This is a genomic window from Shewanella sp. NKUCC05_KAH, from assembly GCF_019345585.1.
Classification (GTDB): Bacteria; Pseudomonadota; Gammaproteobacteria; order Enterobacterales; family Shewanellaceae; genus Shewanella; species Shewanella oncorhynchi.
In genome coordinates, this window is the sequence record NZ_JAHKQZ010000020.1 from 1 (window position 1) to 16,857 (window position 16,857).

General features: G+C 44.2%; 18 protein-coding genes and 1 tRNA gene. 9 read left to right on the forward strand and 10 right to left on the reverse strand.

Going from position 1 to position 16,857, the window contains the following annotated elements; translation table 11 throughout:
* The first annotated feature begins 325 nt into the window (after positions 1–325).
* The gene (locus KO533_RS17185; protein ID WP_198573651.1) at positions 326–796 is read left to right on the forward strand and encodes a hypothetical protein; all 471 of its coding nucleotides are present in this window, start codon (positions 326–328) and stop codon (positions 794–796) included.
* Positions 797–1,677: 881 nt separating this feature from the next.
* Here KO533_RS17185 and KO533_RS17190 read toward each other — a convergent pair.
* From KO533_RS17190 to KO533_RS17205, 4 genes are all read right to left on the reverse strand, one after another.
* On the reverse strand, positions 1,678–2,439 hold the full coding sequence (locus KO533_RS17190) for an ABC transporter ATPase (RefSeq protein ID WP_219255298.1): 762 nt from the start codon (positions 2,437–2,439) through the stop codon (positions 1,678–1,680).
* A complete protein-coding gene (locus KO533_RS17195) occupies positions 2,429–3,346 on the reverse strand; it encodes a helicase RepA family protein (protein WP_242068432.1) in 918 nt (305 codons plus the stop codon). Before KO533_RS17195 ends, KO533_RS17190 begins: the two co-directional genes overlap by 11 nt.
* Positions 3,343–3,582, reverse strand: coding sequence for a hypothetical protein (locus KO533_RS17200; protein ID WP_242068433.1), 240 nt, complete (start codon positions 3,580–3,582; stop codon positions 3,343–3,345). The genes KO533_RS17195 and KO533_RS17200 overlap by 4 nt, the downstream gene beginning before the upstream one ends.
* Before the next feature lie 377 nt (positions 3,583–3,959).
* Positions 3,960–4,526, reverse strand: coding sequence for a hypothetical protein (locus tag KO533_RS17205; RefSeq protein WP_198573654.1), 567 nt, complete (start codon positions 4,524–4,526; stop codon positions 3,960–3,962).
* A 417-nt stretch (positions 4,527–4,943) separates the two neighbouring features.
* On the opposite strand from KO533_RS17205, the gene KO533_RS17210 reads away from it, so the two are divergent.
* The 4 genes from KO533_RS17210 to KO533_RS17225 all read left to right on the forward strand — a co-directional run bounded on the left by KO533_RS17210 (position 4,944) and on the right by KO533_RS17225 (position 9,762).
* Positions 4,944–5,531, forward strand: a complete 588-nt coding sequence (locus KO533_RS17210; RefSeq protein WP_219255300.1) for a hypothetical protein — start codon at positions 4,944–4,946, stop codon at positions 5,529–5,531.
* Between the two features lie 432 nt (positions 5,532–5,963).
* Positions 5,964–8,057, forward strand: a complete 2,094-nt coding sequence (locus KO533_RS17215) for a hypothetical protein (RefSeq protein WP_219255301.1) — start codon at positions 5,964–5,966, stop codon at positions 8,055–8,057.
* Positions 8,058–8,746: 689 nt separating this feature from the next.
* A complete protein-coding gene (locus KO533_RS17220) occupies positions 8,747–9,238 on the forward strand; it encodes a hypothetical protein (protein WP_219255303.1) in 492 nt (163 codons plus the stop codon).
* Between the two features lie 89 nt (positions 9,239–9,327).
* Positions 9,328–9,762 carry a hypothetical protein gene (locus KO533_RS17225; RefSeq protein ID WP_011717190.1) on the forward strand — a complete coding sequence of 145 codons (435 nt, stop codon included), beginning with the start codon at positions 9,328–9,330 and terminating at the stop codon, positions 9,760–9,762.
* A gap of 364 nt (positions 9,763–10,126) precedes the next feature.
* Here the strand turns inward: KO533_RS17225 and KO533_RS17230 are convergent, their stop codons facing one another.
* Positions 10,127–10,267 (reverse strand): hypothetical protein, encoded by a 141-nt coding sequence (locus KO533_RS17230; protein WP_198573659.1) that lies wholly within the window; start codon positions 10,265–10,267, stop codon positions 10,127–10,129.
* Positions 10,268–10,583: 316 nt separating this feature from the next.
* On the opposite strand from KO533_RS17230, the gene KO533_RS17235 reads away from it, so the two are divergent.
* Together KO533_RS17235 and KO533_RS17240 are read left to right on the forward strand one after the other, a co-directional pair.
* On the forward strand, positions 10,584–10,811 hold the full coding sequence (locus KO533_RS17235; protein ID WP_198573660.1) for a DUF4224 domain-containing protein: 228 nt from the start codon (positions 10,584–10,586) through the stop codon (positions 10,809–10,811).
* Positions 10,804–11,820 carry a tyrosine-type recombinase/integrase gene (locus tag KO533_RS17240; RefSeq protein ID WP_219255304.1) on the forward strand — a complete coding sequence of 339 codons (1,017 nt, stop codon included), beginning with the start codon at positions 10,804–10,806 and terminating at the stop codon, positions 11,818–11,820. The genes KO533_RS17235 and KO533_RS17240 overlap by 8 nt, the downstream gene beginning before the upstream one ends.
* 92 nt (positions 11,821–11,912) lie before the next feature.
* On the opposite strand, the gene KO533_RS17245 is transcribed toward KO533_RS17240, so the two are convergent.
* Positions 11,913–11,989 (reverse strand) — tRNA-Trp (locus KO533_RS17245).
* 381 nt (positions 11,990–12,370) lie between these two features.
* Here KO533_RS17245 and KO533_RS17250 point away from each other — a divergent pair.
* On the forward strand, positions 12,371–12,709 hold the full coding sequence (locus KO533_RS17250) for a PBPRA1643 family SWIM/SEC-C metal-binding motif protein (protein WP_028761503.1): 339 nt from the start codon (positions 12,371–12,373) through the stop codon (positions 12,707–12,709).
* Positions 12,710–12,815: 106 nt separating this feature from the next.
* On the opposite strand, the gene KO533_RS17255 is transcribed toward KO533_RS17250, so the two are convergent.
* Genes KO533_RS17255 through KO533_RS17270 form a run of 4 tightly spaced genes read right to left on the reverse strand, consistent with a single transcriptional unit; the run spans position 12,816 to position 15,856 of the window.
* Positions 12,816–13,760 carry a hypothetical protein gene (locus KO533_RS17255; RefSeq protein ID WP_173243199.1) on the reverse strand — a complete coding sequence of 315 codons (945 nt, stop codon included), beginning with the start codon at positions 13,758–13,760 and terminating at the stop codon, positions 12,816–12,818.
* A 40-nt stretch (positions 13,761–13,800) separates the two neighbouring features.
* Positions 13,801–13,959 carry a hypothetical protein gene (locus KO533_RS17260; protein ID WP_173243196.1) on the reverse strand — a complete coding sequence of 53 codons (159 nt, stop codon included), beginning with the start codon at positions 13,957–13,959 and terminating at the stop codon, positions 13,801–13,803.
* Positions 13,956–14,888 carry a 3'-5' exonuclease gene (locus KO533_RS17265; protein WP_219255306.1) on the reverse strand — a complete coding sequence of 311 codons (933 nt, stop codon included), beginning with the start codon at positions 14,886–14,888 and terminating at the stop codon, positions 13,956–13,958. Before KO533_RS17265 ends, KO533_RS17260 begins: the two co-directional genes overlap by 4 nt.
* A gap of 35 nt (positions 14,889–14,923) precedes the next feature.
* Positions 14,924–15,856 carry a DUF808 domain-containing protein gene (locus KO533_RS17270; RefSeq protein ID WP_219255308.1) on the reverse strand — a complete coding sequence of 311 codons (933 nt, stop codon included), beginning with the start codon at positions 15,854–15,856 and terminating at the stop codon, positions 14,924–14,926.
* 251 nt (positions 15,857–16,107) lie between these two features.
* On the opposite strand from KO533_RS17270, the gene rpiA reads away from it, so the two are divergent.
* Entirely contained in the window at positions 16,108–16,770 is a 663-nt protein-coding gene (rpiA, locus tag KO533_RS17275) for a ribose-5-phosphate isomerase RpiA (RefSeq protein WP_219255310.1), read from the forward strand.
* Positions 16,771–16,857: the final 87 nt, after the last annotated feature.

The window sequence follows — 16,857 nt, forward strand, 5'->3', positions numbered from 1 at the left end:
ATATGCCGCAATACGGCGTATAGCTCGGCTATAGGCATCAATGGTTGCAGGCCGCTTGCCTTGCAAGGTTAAGTTGGTAAGATGTTGTTCATAAAGTAAATCAAAGCGTTGTTGTTCGTGAATGTCCATGATGATACTCCTAGGTTTGCGACCGAAGCAGGTCGCGTCTAGCAAGTATTTAGGATGAGGGGCAAAAGGATGGCTTTATCTTGTTCCTGCCGCAAAGCGGCTTCGTTCAACAACTGGTTCAAACCGTTCGCTTCGCTCACTGGGACGGGCTAAAGCCCGCCCATTAACCAAACGTTAGGCATCACAGGAGTAATCTATGCTAACTGCAACACTCTGGGTAGCTGCTGGTGTAATTACAGCTGCATTTATAACAAGAGGGGTAAAAATATCGGAGTTTCGTCAGGCATGGATTGATGGGCTTAGAGAGGATATTTCTGAATATACGTGCAAGGCTCATCAGTGGATAGATTTGTACTTATTATCCAACCAAGAATCCGATCAACAAAAGAAATCCAGTTCAGTTGCTGAGTTGGATCGTTTAAAATATGACGCCTTACATATCCATAGCAGAATTAGTCTTCGCTTCAAACCTGACGACGTCGCTGCAAACAATCTTCTATCTCACCTTTTAGACTTGCTAGACCCTTCAAAAACCGGTCTTGATAATAATGCTTACTCAAACTGGAGAGACTTGTTAGATAAAATAGTTTTGGAGGCAAGGGTCTTATTAAAAGAGGAGTGGGAAACAACAAAAAACCCATTCCGAAAGCTATATAAAAAGGCCTAACAAACTGCTGCAACTCACGTACTGCGTACGCTGGACAGTTTGTAAGTTGTGGTGTTTTATGTTAATGTACGAGACCCAGTGCACATAGGTAGCGCGGGAGAGTGGTTCGAAATTTTAACTAACGTTGTGGCAGTTTGTGTCGCAGCATACGATTTAACAGTTAACTTTAAAAATCACTTTGGAGTTCGAGTCTCCACGGAAAATAGCGAGGTGCTACCTATGAACGAAAATAGAAATAGCTTGCTTGCAAGCAACTTGAATAAAATCAAAGAATCCGTTTTAAAAGGCGTCAATTCATTCTACTTTCGGGCCACTCTTTTTCTGCTAGGTTTGGGGGTATTCCTCCCGCTTCCTATGTGCATTGGACTCCTTCCTTGTCAAACTCTTGCTAAGAACATCACTAACAAGCACATTAAATTCGCTCTCTTTGTTCGCCCGACGCTCGCAAGCTCGCGCGGTTTATGTGGACGTAATCCATATAAATTTTAATCCGAAATTTGCGTTTTAGAGTTATTGCTTTAACGCGGAAATGTCCCTTTTCATTTAAGGACGGCTTATTGGCCGCCCTTCAGCATCCTTTTCAACCGTTTGAGAAGTTCGAAGAATCCCCCTAGCCAGTATGGTAAGGGGAAAGGCTTTGCAGGGCCAGAGAGCTTAGCGGTTAGCCGAACGCCATAAAGGCGGAAGGCTATGCCGCCCTGAATATACTGAATATCCTAAAGATACTGCCAAAATCGGGCCGTTGTGGCACACAACCGGGCCACTATGGCACGCTATCGGGCCGCTGTGACACGCTATCGGGCCACTATGGCACGCTATCGGGCCGCTGTGACACGCTATCGGGCCGTTGTGGCACGTTTTCCTCAGCAAAGTAAATCCAATCAGGCCGCTGTGGCACGCATTATCCGAGTTGCGGTTTCGCATAACTCAATGCCCACCATCTTTAAACCTTCTCTATCTTCCTTCAAGCGCCGTCTGCCATTGCGTAAATCCATGCTTGTAATATTCTGACCATATACAGCTCGGAGTAGAGTATCAGTGTACCAACCACCATTTGGATTGTTTTGATGGGTTAACACATGACGAGCCACAGCTTGACTAACTCCATGTTGAAGTCGTGCTATAGGTCCAGGTGAGTAGTATAGATTGAGGTCTCGCTCTAGGAGCATTACTAGAGCAATGCCTAGTCTTACTCGCCAGAGGTGACGCTCACCTCCTGTAAGTGGGTTGTAACGCGTTTTAGGTGAAGGGATCACGTGATCGATCAGCCCACCAATAATCCGATCTCCTGACAACTCAAGCTCTGGCGTGACAATTTCAACTGTTGCGCTTCGGAGGTCTTTTAACAACGACTGTAGACGAGACAAACTGTAGTTATGGTCAGACAAAATTCGACGAACTTTAGCTGGATCAACCAATAACTCAATACCCCCATCAGAAATCTCTCTCTTACGCTCTGCTGTGTACATTATTGCCTCAACCACATCAGCATGTCGTTGCCCTAAGCGGCCATTGACGCGACAGCGACCGAACGATGTTGAGATCCAATCGCCTTGCATTTCCTTTGGGCGTAGCGATGGCTGATATAACATGACTCGCGCTTGTAATACTGTGCTAGTAGGCACGGCTTCATTACCAGTCATTCTCGCCTCCCACCCCAACAACTTTGCTTAACCGTGGCTTTCCATATTTCTCCTTCATCGTCGATTTTGATGAGCCCCCATACGAAAGCTGCGCTGGTTCTAAGACACCTCCAACTCCCCTTTGGAACCATCGGTCTTCTATCGGTGCGGAATAATTGATCTTTGGGAATGACAGTCGTACAAAGTTACGGCGGCAATTTTCATCGATGTTGAATTGTTTAGCCTGCTCTAGAGTCATTCCGATCAAATTCGCCTGAAATCGAGCGTTGTCAGTCAGAACTGAGCTGCCCCTACTGGCTTGCTGGGCATCACCACTATTGAGAGCTCCTGCTTTGCTTGTGTGGTGAAGGAATAGAACTGTTGTTGAGTTCTCACGGCAAAGTTGCTCCATGTAGGCTAGCAGTCCAGCCATGTGACCGCCGTCATTCTCGTCGAGTTTGTGAAAGCGCCGCAACGTATCAACAATGACTAGCCGTGCATCACGAGTGACGCTGGCAAGCCAGCGCCGCCATTCTATCGTCATCACATCCACGCCACGGCCAACAAGGGGAGCAACATGTAAGTTAGTGAATACTGTTTCCTTCTCTATTTTTTTAAGATGTTTACCGATTGAGTAAAAACGCCCATTAAGCACATCGCAAGGATCTTCACCTGTGAGGAATACAACTCGGCCAGCGGTTCGCTGCCATGCTGTGTCCATACCCGCGAAATCGAGCATGTCAGGGCCACCTGATACTGTGATGGCAGCTTGTAACGCAAGCATCGTTTTCCCTGTCGCACCAGGCGATACAAGTGCCCCCACAGTACCTGATTTGAAACCTGGCAATACAAAATCGAGGGGAGCTGGCTCATGTTCTACAGCGTGTCGCAAATCGAGCCACGAAAAATTCTCCATGAACTCGCTCATGCAACACCTCCAGCTATGCCATATTGGGTAGCAAGTATCGTATTGCGGCGATTAATTTCAGCTTCTACTGCTGGATTTACAGAGGTCGGAAGCAGTTTGGAAAAATGAGCAATGGCTAGGCACACATAGGCCTTATGAGTTATTGAGCCACTCGCTGCCGCCACATCGATCATTTGTGAAAATGGTTCCGACAATACAATCTTGCGGAAATAAGAAGGGTGAATTTGTACGTTCATAACAAACCTCAACGAATAAAAAGTTGAGGCACTGCGATCGCGGCTGTTGATAGCTCTCCGCCCCATTCGCGCCAGATTAACGGGGGGTTATGGCGATACGCTTTAACCACGTAGGCCATAGCCTACAGGGCCGCTCATGCTAACCATGAACTCGCAGTGGATCTTCCACATGTGAAAGACTTCTGCTAACCAAATCAATGAATATGCTGTTTGTTTAAAGAAGCCAGCTACCTCTCGTTACTAAAAGCTTGTTATCAATATTGAAGTAAAAATCTTGCTGGTGATTTTGATTATGTCCACTCCGAACAAAATCATTATCACTAAGCTAGCGATGAGCATTTCAATCTTAGTAATTTTTTGGTACATAACAGAGCTCCTTAGAATAACGATTGTTGATGATTCAACCTAGGTAATGTTGCAATGTGACCAATGCGATGATCTGTTTGTGGCCGCTCCCAATTAGTTTTACCGCACACAGGACAGCGGCAGCTAACAACTTTATCTCTCAAACCCGGCCCACTGAAAACCTCATTATCACAATGTACGCATCCAGCAAAAAATGCCTCACCTGTACTGATTTCCTCACAGGCTTTGTAGAAGCCTGAAATATCAAAATCTTTTTTACTTTTTAGCCATGCATATGCTTCAAGAACTGATTCTAGATGAGTTAGTTTCTCGCGCAATTCACTGTAAATTTGTGTTGCAGATGAATAGATAATCCAGTCTGTCTTTGCCAAAATATTTTGCCCATACGTTGCACACCGACGCTCACGAATGGAAAGGTCCTCTCTTATTTTTCTGACTTGTTTATAGCTGAAGGAAGTTTCCTTTTGAACTATTGAATTCGAAAAACCAATCTTGACCAAATAATAACCAAACGCCCATCGATTAAGGTGATGGTTATCTGGCAGGAACGGTAGTGGTTTGAATACATTGGAACGCATAAAGCCCCCTGTTCAAAGTTTAAAACAATGAACAAGCGAGACCCCATGCCTTACTTGGTGTCCCAAACATAAATCATGAATGGGCTATTTGATGTGCGAAGGAATAAATCCTTACGCGAATGAAAATACTGTTTAAAGGCCAGCTACCGTTATTCAAAGAATATCAGTTTAAAGGGAGTTGTCAACAACTTAAAAACCAAAATTAGCCAATAATTTCACTTAGTTAAGTTTGTTACGTCAGAACAAATTTAAATTACTGTAATTATCATAATTACGATAATACCGTAATTACGATAACCCTAGACCCTTTTCCATTTTGTCCAAAAAGGGCAATTTGGCGTACCAAAATATCTGGTGATCGCATTCAAAATCCTCCATGCGAAAAACGCATTTTTTATTCAAATGGAGAGACAAGCAATGCAAAAATTAAAACTTATCACTATCACCTCAGTTGTTTCTTTATCCTCAGTTGGTGCTTTTGCCGGTACAGGTACTGGAACAGCAGAAATCGCAGCAACACCGCCAGCTCTTTCAATAAGCGAGATTCAGCCATACAAAATGACGCTAGAACGAAAGGCAGGAGCATCACCTACAAGTGGCTTCTCATTAAAAAGCTGGTCAACTCACCTGGCACAAAACCCAGAGGACACAGCGCAACCAGGGTGTTTAAAAGTACAAGGGGATATAGCTAAGAACGTTGGTATTACAATTACTAACCTGTCAAATCCTACTGCGCCAGGTGGCGCAACTTTAAGCTTTTCGGGAACACCGAAAGTTAACTTGACGACTTCAAACGTTGATTGTGCGGATGCAATCTCCAAAACGAGTGCAGGAACCGGTGTAAACGCGGCACCAGTTGCAGCAACTACTTCTGCGTCAGGTGAACTCTACATCGCGTGGTCGTATCGCCAACCTGCCACAGCCTCATCAGGATTCATGCAGCTCAGTGCATGGGAGGAAGGGATCTTTTCTGGAACAGTCGATCTCACCGTCGATTACCAATAATTCCATAGCGTCAGGGCCAGCAAAACGTTGGCCCTGACCATTGCCACTCGCTGAGATCCCTATGAAGTCCCTTATTAATTCAATCATGATGGCGACGATAGCAACTCTTCTATCAGCACCCGCGACTGCATTGCAACTTAAAGTCCATGACGTAGAGATCAGTCGTAAGTCAACGACTGAAATCCCAGTATTAAATACCCTAAATTCGCCAATAATAGTGAAAATCACCCCACCAGATGGGTTACAAGTATTTCCCCGACACTTCCAACTGCTGCCTGGAGAGCGGCAAGTAGTTAAAGCTCGTGAGAGTGATAGGAAAGTATTGACGCCAGACGCCAAGATGGCATTTTCTTATGCCGTAATAGGTGAAGGAAAACAAGGGGTTCATTCAAGAATCACACTAAGACTACCAGTCAGAGAGGAGTCTGAGTGATGAAGCAAAAACTTTCACATGTGAAAGTTTTTGTGCCCTCTATCTTGGCCGCAGCTTTCACACTTACAGCCTCACCAACACGTGCGGATGACTACCTGATGAAGTTTGTCGTGAACGGACAAAACAAGGGGGAGTACCTTGTTTCTCGTGAAGTAGATAGCGCCATTGCTGAACCAGGGCTATGGCAAGCTGCTGGTGTAAACACAACAGCATCACTTCCCCTGGAAAGGCTAAACAACCTTGGTCATGCCAAAATTGTTTGGTCAGAACAAACCATCTACTTTTACCCACGTAGTAACACAGCCAAAACCAAAAAGGTCAAGCCAGAGGTTACAATTGAACCAAGTGTATCCAAGCTGGATGTAAAATCCTTTGACTACTTTCTCACCTATCAAAGCAAAGGTGATATTGCAGGTAACATCACGGGAACAGGCCGCGTCGCAGATCTTGATGTTGATGTTAGAGCGGGGATAGGAGGACAAGAGTCATATTTCTCATCACAATGGCATAGTGAAGACAATCGCTATATAAAAGACATTGAGCTGGGACGAGTGCAGCGATATGGATTGGATGGCTTTGCCGCAACAAACGAGAACTATTTGGCTACAGGTTCATTTTCTAATGACCAAATTGAGCTCTACTGGCCTGTTGGAACAAGGGTAGATGTTTACCGTGACGGAACCTATTTACAATCCTTGGTTCTGGATAGTGAGCCGTTCTCTTACAAAATCGAACTGGATTACAGCAATAATCTATATAAATTTGACGCTGTATTGCCCGATGGCACAACGGACACCAAAACAGTAGAAAGAGCCATTTCGGGACGACTTGCGCCAGTAGGAGGTCTAAACTACCAGGTAGCTATAGGCAAGTCTCCAACCACGGATGAAAGCAAGTTAATTGGACGCTTGAGCTACGGAGTGACTAATGAATTGTCGCTTTTCACTGGTCAGGATGAACAGGAAAGACATTATTTTTCAGCTTTATACTCAAGAGATAACTTTTCAGTTGAACCTACTTGGTATTGCAGTAGTGGATACGCTCTGAACAGCTCTTGGCAGAATGATAAGTTCTCTATTTTCGGACAATTTAGCGATTTGGATAACTTTCAGCTACGCTCTTTTAGCATTTCATCTCGTTCTTTTTTCCAACCAACTATTCAGTACTCTTCCCGCACGCACGGCGGCTATGAAACTCAGGAGACGACGCTACGAACATATCACAGCGCTCGTCTTGAGGCACTGAATACATCAATTTCTTTATCTCCATACTTATCCAACCGTTTAACCAATGGTGTCAAATCCAATATCTTTGGAGGGCGGATGCTTGCTAGCATGACAGATGGTTGGCAGATTTTGGCGTCCTATGAGCGTGAAAGTAAAGACCTTGATGGTATTAAAAATATAGAACGTTTCAATGGAGAGGTATCAAAACGATTCAGCTTGGGGCGGCTCACCTACCGCTACACGGCTAACAATTTTGGTCATGGGTGGGAAATGCAACAACAAAGTTTACGTGCAGATATATGGAACTGGGATTTAGCAACAATATCAATGTCCCTTAATCGATCATCTAATGGGGACAATAATATTGCTTTGTCTGTTAGCGGGAGTTTTGGCCGAACTGGATTCTCAAGAGCCCTTCTACGCAACCAAGCCCAATTGGAGCTATCAGCGTGTAAGGATTTAAACCTCAACGGAATCTGTGAACCAACTGAGCCCGAAGTTAAAGGTATCACTGCAACAGTGGCAGAAAGAGAAGTTGTAACACCAGCCATCGTTGATTCACTCACACCTTATCAAAGTTACGCCATTCAGGTAGGTAGCGGCTTCAACTTGTCCCCTCGTTACAAAGCTGTGGAATCAACAAGATTGATTAGAGGCGGGATAAATACACTACGTTTGCCGTTAACTGAGATTCGTGAAGTTGAAGGCCAGCTTGAACGAGATGGAATTAGAGTGGCTCTAATTGACACAGAAACGGAAGATGTTCTGGCGGAACAAACCACTGAATTTGGAGGATGGTATCTGTTTTATGCTCCATCTGGGCGCAAGGTCAAAGTTGTTGAACAACCAGAGGCAACCCCCGGCTAAAAACTTTCACATGTGAAAGTTACCATCCGCTTGCTGATACACAATACCCAACACATAAAACACGCCTACGTGCCCGCAGCGTCACCATCAATTCAAGAAAAATGCGTTTCACTCTACGCAACTGCAGAAGAGTATTAAAGTATCATACTGATATGGCGGTTTTAGTTGGATGCTAGCCGCCAGCTTTGTTTCTAAGCTGCCCCATTCAGTGTTTCGGCTCGTTAGCTCAATCGAAAATTCCCACTCCTGCTGCTATACAAATTTTTATCTATTTGCCTATGTTTGGCCCTACCATAAATCGACTAACAATGTATGGGTATACAGTCGTATTTAAATTTAGGTATTTGGGGATGATTTAAAGACAAGAACGGTGCGCACTAACTCCGTCCGCAATAAATAAAACGCTATAAAATCAATTGACTATAGAGGCAGGTGTTTAGTTAATAGGTTTGGAAAACGCGCATGCGCATTTTTGCAGATGGTGTATTTGGCAGAAAGCTGATAAGTTCTTTGCATACAGATAGTTAACCGTGCGCGTTTGAACTGGTCCAACGAGGTAAACACGCATGCGCACTAATAACATGTTAGAACTACTAGGAAAATCCGTGATACATCCAAATCATTACCTTACACGGCCACTACCAACTAACGATGGTTACACGTGGACTCTAGCTAGTCGCCTTGGAGCCATGGTCAGAGAAATTGAAGGTCTATATGGCGAGCGAGATAAATCATGGACGTTTGTCGGCATAGAATTTGAAAGAAACGGCCCTCAAAATTGGTTTCCTGGAAATTGCGGTAATATTGCAATCCAATTAAATGTCAATGCACTAAACGATGAAGTGCTAGCTCATTATCAATTGGCTCACGAGGTTGTTCATCTATTAGCTCCCGATGGTAAACGCGAGGCACCTGTTATTGAAGAAGGACTGGCAACACTTTACTCTGAAGATTATATCGCCAGAGAATACCAAGCCTCAGGCTATACGAATATGGCATCTTATGTAGATGCCGCAAAGAATGTTCGAGATTTATTAGCCTTCGACAAGGAAGCTATAAAAAAACTAAGAGCAATCCAGCCTTCATTCAAAAAAATGACACAAGATACTTTCAGGTCTGCCAGTTTAAATTATCCACAGGATAAGATCATGAATTTGATTGCTAGCTTTGTGCGCACGTAGTTCTAACAACTGGTTCAAATCGTTCGCTTCGCTCACTGGGACGGGCTAAAGCCCGCCCCTTAACCAAATGTTAGGCATCAAGGAGTCACATGCCAAGATTAGATACAAGGCTGGAAGCTGAGGGTGCTGAATTTTTGGTTCTAGGTCAGCTTCTGTTACACAAGATCGCCTCGTATAAAACGTATACGAACATGCCGGGCTATGATTTGGTTGCTACAAACCCTGAATCAAATAAATCTGCCATGGTTCAGGTCAAAAGTAGGTGGCGCACTGGTGCTGGCGGCTTTCCCATCAAAAACTTCGGCTGTGATTTCGTTGTTGTGGTTTTGCTTAATCGCGGTTCAAAAGATGGCAAAAAAGAAGTTCTGCCACCAAGGTATTATGTTTTTCCTGTTGGTGTAATTGAGTCTGCTCCACGCAGCAAAGACTGGGGCAAGGTAAATCTCAAAGATATTCCCAACTACGAAGCATATGAGGAGAAATGGCATTTAATCTCTGAGTTTCTTGGTGAGTCAAATGCCTAACAAGTTAAACATCGGAAAACCACTCGCTGCGCTCGCGTTTTCCGCTGTTTAAAGCGTTATCTCCATAAAAATTTTAATCCGAAACTGAAGAGTTAGAGCAAAGGGTCTATGACGCTTTTGTCCCAAAATGAGTTACAAACAGTATGATACTTTAATGCTCAGTTGTAGCTCGATTTAGACTAGCAAGTAGCAATCAGTATGAATCTATATTTCTGGTCACGTTTAATCTAAAACGATACAAACAGGGCTACTTGACTGTTTAGTATGAAACTTTATTCCTCTCCCACAGTTTATTTACCTTCAGTTGAATCATGCTGAGGCAGATAAACTTTCACATGTGAAAGTTTTTGCATCCACTTCGTCGTCAGCCGCCTGATTGATCGCTAGCGGCTGAAGGGTCATCCTTTTCATCAATATCCTTTAGAATTTCCGCAGCCTTCTCATTGGCTTGCAAAACCACCCCTGGTTTTTCCTGCTCCAGAATCTGCTCTAACGTTCTTGCCATAATGCCCTCCTTCCAAGTCCAAGCTATTATAAACAATAGATGTTAAATAACGAGAGGGATGAGCGATGACGCCGTTAATATGGGGATTACTGGGATTATTCGTTTTCTTCACAGTGGTGACTTTCGGAAGCTTGTATCTTTACAACAAGCGGGATAGGCGTTAACTCCAATTTTAATCACCATAAAAAAGGCTTTATGTGTCCGTATTGGGCAGTTTGAGAGTTCATAACTTGAAAAAATGAATGAGAAAATAGTCGCAAATATATTGGAGCAAAAGGATTAATAATTCTTTGCTCAAGCATTATGGATAACTAATATGGCGACCATTTTAAACGAAATGCTAACAGATCAACAATTAATAGAGCTAACCGGCTATACGAAAGCAAGCGCCCAAATCAAGCAACTAAAGTTACAAGGAATACATTATCACTTACGTAGTGACGGTAAGCCTGTAGTGACATGGACGGCGGTAAACTACCCATTTACACATCGAGCGGTAGCAAATGACAATGTTCCTAATTTTGGAGCAATAAGCAATGGCTAAACGCAAACCAGAAGATGCATGGATGCCAAAAGGCGTATACCTGCATAAAGTTCGCGGTAAAGCTACCAGCTACATCATGAAAAACAGCAAGCGCACAATTACCTTGTGCTCGGCATCTTCAACACGTGCAGAAGTTTGGACTGCATACGAAACAGCTATTGAAAAATCACTGACCAAGTACACATTCAAACGCATGGCTGACGAATACCAGGCATCTGCAACATTCAAAGAACTAGCACCTCGCTCGCAACGGGATAGAGAACGGGAGCTAGCGATGTTTAATAAAGTCTTTGGCGAAATGGAACCAGACACAATTAAGCCACACCACATTCGTCGATACATGGATATTAGAGGGAACATAAGTCGTACTCAGGCAAATCACGAATTATCAGCATGTAGTGTAGTCTTCGGCTGGGGATACGAGCGTGGTCATTGCAAAGAAAACCCTGCTAAAGGCGTTAAGAAGTTCAAGAATAAATCACGTGATCGGTACATCACTGACGATGAGTTTAACGCACTGCTTGAGTGCTGCGAACAGCGGCTAAAAATTGCTTGTGAGATCAGTTATCTATGTGCTGCGCGACAAGCCGATGTGCTATCACTGAAGTGGTCACAAGTGATGGATGAAGGGATTTTTATTCAGCAGGGTAAAACTGGCAAGAAACAGATCAAGGCTTGGTCACCACGCTTGCATGAACTCATTAATGAAGCGAAAACATTACGCAAAGGTATTGCCAGCGTCTTTGTAATCAACAAAACAGGTGGAGGCAGGTTAACAGCAGATGGTCTGCGCAGCAGTTGGCGCAGAGCGATAGACAAACTAGCATTACAATATCCAGACATTGAACGAACGTTCACATTTCACGACATCAAAGCGAAAGGCATCTCTGACTTTGAGGGAAACATTCACGACAAGCAGCAATTTAGTGGGCATAAAACCGTTGGCCAAGTGAACGTTTATGACCGCAGAACTGAGATAGTGCCAACGATCGGCAGTATTAAGAAGTGAATCGTTATTCAAAAAGCTGATTAGACATTTCTAACAACTTTTCTAACAAAATAAAACGGCTCGCATATTTCTATGCAAGCCGTTGTTTTATTTGGCAGGGGTGGCAGGACTCGAACCCGCAACCATCGGTTTTGGAGACCGCTGTTCTACCAATTGGAACTACACCCCTGTTGACGTGGGGCATTATGCTAAAAGCACTTCCAAAGGTAAAGTACTTTTTATGGCAAAACTCATTAACTGAAGGTTTTTCAAACAAGTTAGGCTATTGCTGTTGATTTAACTGCCACTGAGATTAAAAAGCCATCGCATATTAGCGATATGACGTAATAGATACTTAGTTTAGAGCCCATAGGTTAATAGTAACTCGACTAAATGATCCCACAACAAATCAGTTTGATGACGTCGAATAAGTGTGCCGTTTCGGCCATTTTGAGGTGCTTAAGGGTTAAAGACGCGCATTTATCGAAAAAAGATCTGAGTTCGATTTATAAAATCGGCGTTTTATAGTATAAGCATCGTCAATTTCATACACAGCTCGACGGAACCACTCATGTCTGACAAATTTTTCTTCAAGGGTCGTAAAACCCCTAAGCCGAAGCACGAAAGCTATGGCTACAACACTAAGCGTGCCGCTAAACCGGGTACAGAAGCATTACCATTACAATTAATTGTTGCCGACGAAGCGCGTAAACTCGAAGTTGCCGCGATTGTTGCCGAACACCAGCTGTTCGCCAATATCGAAGTCAATGCCGACGTCGCTGAAGATATTGTTGAATTAGAAGGTTTATTAAATAAGCCTAAGACCACGACTTTCGAGAAAAAACCGAATCGTAACGAGCCTTGCGTTTGTGGTAGCGGTCAAAAATTCAAGAAGTGCTGCGGCAAGTAAGCGCTTTCATCAGCGTGATATAGATAGGGACTTTTGCTGTAACGCTTTTGTGCGTCGGGAATAGCCCCTTTTCTCCCCTCTTTTTAGTTTCTCTCACCAAAGCCAATTAATCTTCCAACTTGGAGATAAAAATCCGCTGCAAATCGTTATTCCATAGCTGAATAATTTTGCGGGTCTTTTCTTTATTCCAAAAACATTTACCAAATAAAATCAAACCAGCACCTTCAAAGCAGCGTTTATCTTCTATTTCAAATTGCGCTAATAATGGTTGCTTTATCCCATCGATAGGAATGCCGATATCTTTGCTGTCGGCGGGGTTAAGCCAGCTCATCGTCGGGTCAGTGTGGGATATCGTGCCCCAATACATGTGGGGTTTATTGTCGCTTGGGTCCGCATCGGCAAAATTGACAAACAGGTTCTTCGCCCGCCAACGGTATTTTCGCTCAGCGTCTGTGTATACCCAGAGATCCGATTTTGCTAAATCTGTACCGCGCAATAAACTGTGGAGTAACTTTTCGAGCCCTTGGCTAGGCACTCGTTTTTCAGTGGTATGTTCAGCGGTGTTAACTTGGTAGCCTGTTTTCGACTCTTGTATTCGATCATCCACTGACGATGCAACAGACGCTTTCGATGACTCAGGCATAGAGGACAATTTAGGCGTTGGCTCAGTCTTGCCGCTTAATGCCTGTGTTGTCGAAACTTTGTTTGCAGGCGTATGGCGACGAGGTTTACGGCTAAAATCGATCATTAACGCATCGGCATCCACCAGCTGTTGCTGCACTTCAATGGCATCTTGCTCCTCACGGGATTTTTGTGCCGAAGGTTTAAATTCAATGCAATCAGCTTGGTGATATCGCGAGCCAAAACAAGCAGCTTTACCGTCTTTTGAGGCTTTACGGAAATATGCTTTACCACCGCAGGCGGGGCAAATTAACCATTGCCGCAAACGCTCGATATCCTCATCGGGTAATTGTTGAAACTTAAAAACACTATAAGTCGTTCTCGCAATTAAATGATCCTCTGTTTCGAGTTCACAAATAGCATCTAACATAGTGTTCTCCTTTATTTTCGACTGCTGGCAATACCGCTATCTATGCCCAAGCATTAATCCCAAAAGTGATAACACTTAACAGAAGCAAGATGCCAAGTACGCGATAAATCAAACCTAAAGTACTGGTGCCTTGCGAGCTCACATCCGAATGTAATGGCATGATTTTAACTTTTGCAGCATCTTGGGTTTTGTGTTTCATTCTGCATCCTTAAAATATTTCGCCAATGGCATTATCAAACTTGAAGGAATTAATAATGCGGCTTTTGCGGCACTCGATGCATGATAAAAGGGTATCAGTTGAGTGATTAACGCGTTGAAGCATTTGAGTGCGGCCAAGGCATCGGCTGCGGCATAATGAATTTGCGCACTGGATAAAGGCACGTGCTGCCAATTTGATAAGGTGACTTTTTTAGGTTTGTCGATACGAGCACCCAAAAGCGCCGCAACTAATTGGCGCGTCCCCATTTCCTTCTCCGCTCCAAGTTGAGCCAGTGCCCAATTTAAATCTAATGTTGAGGCGACATTAATGCCCCATTGCCGCCTGAGAGCGTGTGCATCACTGCGTAAACCAACCCCGACTTTGAGTATGGTTTCATCTTCTAATAAGGCTTTTAACTGGATAAATTGCTCTCCCAGAATGGCATGCTGAAATAAATAACAGGTATTCGCTGTCGCGATTTGGATAAGACTCAAGGGGTGTTGCACGCCGCGCTCAAAGCTTGCACGGGTTTCAGTATCAAAACCTAAGACTTGATCAACCTGTAATCGCGCGACAACCGCATCGAACTCCGACGGCTCAACCACCTCGATGCGGACATGTTGAAATTCAAAAGCTGCTAATGCTGCAAGTTCAATATCATCAATACGTGTAGTCAGAGCGATACGTTGCTGCAGCCACAAATACGCCCACTGACGCTGCGCTTGAAGTTGAGTTTTAGCTTTAATCGCATTTTCAGCCTCGGCCGATACCCGCTCACTTTTCAGCGGCTCGGTCAAGGCATTGAGGTTATCAAGATAAGCCGTGCCAGCAGCATCCATTACCGCCATTAACCCATCGGCATCTTTGCCAAACTCTTTACGTAACCAAGCCAACTTACTCAGGGAGACACAGTACTTCATTAACTTCATCGTGCTCATCCTTGATGGTTGATGCGCGCAGCTAGTTAACTACGCAATTTCTGTATTCCTGTCATCGCAATAAGTGCAACAGCGCCAGCAACGACACCAAATAAGCCATTAAGAATACTTGGCGTCAGCACAGCAAACACAGGTCCAACAACATCAATGGCAGCAACCGCTTGTTCAGCATGGTGGATTTGCTCGCCGACTAGGTGTAGGCCATGAGTTAAAATCCCACCGCCCACCATAAACATGGCTGCCGTGCCAATAATCGTTAAACTTTTCATTAATACGGGAGCTGCGCTCAATAAACCAAAACCTAATTTACGGTTCATTTGAGTTAATACAGAGGCGCCTTCACGTTGACTCAAGTACAAACCCGCATCATCCATTTTCACAATTGCCGCCACTAAGCCATACACGCCTATGGTCATGACTATCCCTATGACAGCTAAAGTAAAAAACTGTGTCGATAGGGATTTGTCCGCCACGATACCAAGGGTAATGGCAATAATTTCCGCCGATAACACAAAGTCGGTACGAATCGCCCCTTTGACTTTTTCGGCCTCGTAGGCGGCGAAATCTTTAATCTCAGGTAACTCATTCTCTACTTGGGTTTCGTGTTGTTGCTGGCCTTTTCGATGGCTATAGCTGTGATGCAGTTTTTCAAACCCTTCGTAGCATAAAAACAGTCCACCAAACATTAATAAAGGGGTGACAGCCCAGGGAATAAAAGCGCTGATAAGCATTGCTGCTGGCACTAAAATCAACTTATTACGGAATGATCCCTTGGCCACCGCCCACACGACGGGTAATTCACGATCGGCGCTTACGCCCGTCACTTGTTGGGCATTGAGGGCTAAATCATCCCCCAGTACACCCGCGGTTTTCTTTGCCGCCACTTTACTCATTACCGCTACGTCATCCAAAATCGATGCGATATCGTCAAGTAAGGTTAATAAACTCGCGCCTGCCATGCTAAATCCCTCTACAAATCATCTATAAACCATTCTGCTTTTGCCATAGTAGCTTAGTTAGATTAGTGGCGTATAGCGAAATGCTTTCCAACTTAACTGCTTAAGTTACTTACGTTATTGGGACTGCTTGCTAATGTGAAAATGCCTGCAATCTAGATCACACCCACGGTGGAATTGCGCCACATTATTTATCGGAAAAGAGTATACTAAGCCCAGAATTTTTTACTCATTTGCCGTTACAGGATGTCAACATGACTCAAGATGAAATGAAAAAAGCTGCCGGTTGGGCCGCACTTAAGTACGTTGAAAAAGACAGCATTGTTGGTGTTGGTACGGGTTCGACTGTGAATCACTTTATCGATGCACTGGCGACCATGAAAGCCGATATCGAAGGCGCAGTCTCTAGCTCTGAAGCATCAACTCAGAAAATGAAAGCGCTGGGTATTCCCGTTTATGACTTAAACAGCGTCGATCGTTTATCTGTCTATGTGGACGGTGCCGATGAAATCAACGACCGCATGGATATGATTAAAGGTGGCGGCGCGGCATTAACTCGCGAGAAAATTGTCGCGGCAGTGGCTGAGAAGTTTATCTGTATCGTGGATAACACTAAGCAAGTCGACATACTAGGCGAATTTCCACTGCCAGTAGAAGTCATTCCGATGGCACGCTCTTATGTGGCGCGTCAACTAGTTAAACTTGGCGGCGATCCTGTGTACCGTGAAGGCGTTGTTACCGATAACGGCAACGTGATCCTCGATGTGTACAATCTTAAGATCCTTAATCCAAAAGAATTAGAAAGTCAGATCAATGAAATAGTCGGTGTAGTGACTAACGGTCTGTTTGCCAAACGCGGGGCGGATGTGTTACTCGTTGGCGCCCCTGATGGCGTCAAAACCTTTACTGCCAAATAAGTTCTGCGTTTAAACAGCCCATCGCAGTCACAAGGCTGCTGATGTCAAAATACGCTGTAAAAATGCCAGCCACTTTTTTCAAAGGGC